The sequence below is a fragment of the Streptomyces flavofungini genome, assembly GCF_041028215.1.
Classification (GTDB): domain Bacteria; phylum Actinomycetota; class Actinomycetes; order Streptomycetales; family Streptomycetaceae; genus Streptomyces; species Streptomyces flavofungini_B.
The window spans coordinates 1-2218 of record NZ_JASKYR010001143.1 but is presented as its reverse complement, the minus strand read 5'-3'; the positions used below and the strand labels follow the sequence as shown (position 1 = coordinate 2218).

General features: G+C 73.4%; 2 protein-coding genes. Both read right to left on the bottom strand.

The annotated features are described in order from the left end of the window. Positions 1-56: 56 nt before the first annotated feature. Positions 57-956 carry a hypothetical protein gene (locus AB8Z36_RS39200; RefSeq protein WP_369218132.1) on the bottom strand — a complete coding sequence of 300 codons (900 nt, stop codon included), beginning with the start codon at positions 954-956 and terminating at the stop codon, positions 57-59. Between the two features lie 52 nt (positions 957-1008). Further along, a partial coding sequence (locus AB8Z36_RS39195; protein WP_369218131.1) for an alpha/beta hydrolase occupies positions 1009-2218 on the bottom strand: 1210 nt, incomplete at its 5' end.

Below are 2218 nucleotides of genomic sequence, written 5' to 3'. Positions count from 1 at the left end.
GGCAGGGCCGGGATGTGGGGCGGGGCGGAAGCGTCGCGCGGTGGTTTGGAGGGGCTTCAGCCCTGGGTCAGGAGCGTTGGTAGTTCTGCTGTCTTGTCGTTGTCCGCTGGGCGCAGGCCCGACCGGGGGCGGTTCCGCCAGGTCATCGTGACCATGTCGTCCTCGCTCACCCGTACCTTCGAGGCCGCGTAGCGCGCCCCCGGCCGCGTCTTCGTGCGCAGCGCCTCCGCGATCGTGTCCGCCGCCTCCGCCGAGGTCGCCCGTACGCACAGCTTCTCCGAAGAGGCGCGGCCCCCCTTCGCCAGCCGCCCGCCGATCGCGAAGAGCTCCGCGTCCGCGTCATCCCGCTTCGCGTAGTACGTCGCTTCGTACACGTCCCCCAGACAGTCCGCCACCGCCGCGTACGCCACGTCGTCCCGCAGTGACGCCCCCGGTACCGACAGCTTCAGCGTGGCACGCGAGCGGTTCGCCACGCGGACGGAGCCGGACGTCTCGTACGTCATGCTCTCGCCCCGCTTGGAGTACCGGGCGCCCCCTTCGACCCCGGTCGCCGCATAGCCCTGCTTCTTCAGCGCCCGCCCCACCGCGGCGTCGTCGAAGTCCCCGATCAGCAGCGAACTGTCGCCGACCTGCACCGACGCCGTCACGTCCGTCTCGTCGAACCCCCAGTCCGACCTGACGTCCTTGCCCGTGTAGTCGCTCTGGGCGACCTCAAGGATGCCGAAGCCGTCCAGGCCCCGGTACAGCGAGGGGTCCTTGGCGACGAGCCGCCGCACCGTCCGCACGTCCTGGTACGTCACCGCCTGGTCGGCCGCCGAGAGCGGCACCGCGTCGAGCGCCCGCTCAAGCCCCGTACCGTCGTTGGCGCCGTCGCCTCCGGGCAGCGAGCACCCGGCCGCGCCCACGCTCAGCACCCCCGTGAGCAGAGCGGCCAGCAGAGGCCGGGTTGTCCGCATGCGCGGCAGTGTGGCACAGCGCCCCGGACCGGGAAGCCCCCGGGCGGAAAAGTCACCCGGTGAACTCCACCTCCGGATACCGCCCCGACGGCGCGTGCAGCAGGCCGTCGTCCTCGCCCTTCAGGTGGCGGTCGAAGAAGGAGCGCACGTGGGCGCGTTGTGCCGCGATCGCCCGTGCGGGGTCCACCGTGCCTATGCGTTCCCTCAGCACATCCCCGTCCACCCCGGCCTGCGGCAGCAGCGCGGTCAGGTCCGTGTACGTCTGGTGCCGCGAGCCCCGCAACGTGAGGTTCCGCTTCCAGCCCGTGCTATGGGCCCAGAACGACCGCCAGGAGGGCTCGCTCAGGCGGTCGCTGCCGTCCCTGCCCATCAGGAGGAACGGACGGTCGAGGCCGTGCCGCGCGACCGGCGTCAGATGTGTGCCGTTCGCCTCGGGGTTGTACTCCAGCGTGCCGTCCAGGTTGACGCCCGCCCGCACTCCGCGGTCCTCGTACATCGTCTGCGCGGCGGCTGTCCCGCCCGCCGACTGCCCGAACATGCCCACCCGCCGCCGGTCCACGAGCCGGGACAGACCGTCGGGCAGCGAGCCGAGGCCGGCCAGGACGAACCGGGAGTCGGCGACCCGGACGGCGAGTGTCTTCTTGAGCAGCGCGGACATCGTGCCGTTCGCCGCGGCCTCGGCGACCGCCGCCAGCAGCGGTTCGTTCCCCCTGACCGTGCCGTCGGGGAACTCGACCCCCGGGCTCTCATAGGTGTGGTCGAGCGTCACCACGACATAGCCGCGGCTCGCCATCTCCTCGACCAGAGCGGTGCCCCAGGTCCGCGGATCACCCGCCCCCGCCGCGTACAGCAGCACCGGCAGTCGGCCGCCCCCGAGGTCCGCGGGGGCTCGCCACGCGGCATGCGTGCGGATGGCGGTGAAGTCGAGCGCGCCCCGGGGGATGCCGTGCGGCGCGGTGGCGTCCCAGAGCGCGGCGGCGCCCGGCGTCATATAGCGGGCCGGGCGGTGCCCGCCACCCGAGCCGCCATCAGCACCGGTGCCGGGACCGGTGCCCGGAGCCGCCGGATACCAGATGCTCACCATCAGCTCGCGATACGGGCGCGACGGCACCCAGGGGTCGCGCCGCGAACGGTCGACGAGCCGTGCGGTCACCGTCCCGAGCGCGTGCGGCCCGGTCGGCGCGGGCAGCCGGGCGACCACCTTTCCGGCGACCGCCCGGTCAGGGCCCCGTCTCCGCCCCGCCGCCTGCGCAGCGTGTGCC